Annotated in this window: 1 protein-coding gene; it reads right to left on the reverse strand. The window is 46.0% G+C overall.

Translation table 11 applies throughout. The features are described 5' to 3' along the window. The coding region (locus ACUU1I_RS21125) for a tyrosine-type recombinase/integrase (protein WP_449144940.1) at window positions 1-539 on the reverse strand (539 nt) is incomplete at both ends.

Consider the following 539-nt stretch of genomic DNA (forward strand, 5'->3'; position numbering starts at 1 on the left):
AACGCGACATGCAGTATCATTCAGCGCAACGCCGATTGCGCGGTTTGATTTACTCTCTTCCGGGTTTATCCATGCCACCCGGCGCTGCATATCTATTTGTTGCCATTCAAGGTTGATGATGTTCGAGCGTCTTAAGCCTGTTGCCAGTGCAAATTCAACAACAGACTTTAATGGCTCCGGACATTCATCAATCAGCCTTTGTGCTTCATGGGGCTCCAGCCAGCGGATCCGTTTATTCTTTGGTTGAGGCACTTTAATAATTGGTGCCTTATCCAGCATTTTCCATTCACGCTCTGCGGCTCTTAGTAGGGCCTTTATAAATGAAAGATGCGTAGCCTTCGTTACAACGGACGCTGGTTTTGGCGTGTATTCTGGAACAGGTTTCCCTTTTTTTCTGCATGCTTCTGCCCTGAGTTTCCAGTTTTCCTCATGACGCCGGTTCGTCATTTTCTGCATTGCTGAATAAATTTTTGATTCAGTAATGTCTCTTAGTTGCATTCCTGCGAAATGTTGAAGCCAGAATCCGATCCGGCTTTTGT

The organism is Shigella sp. SIG3 (genome assembly GCF_053555855.1).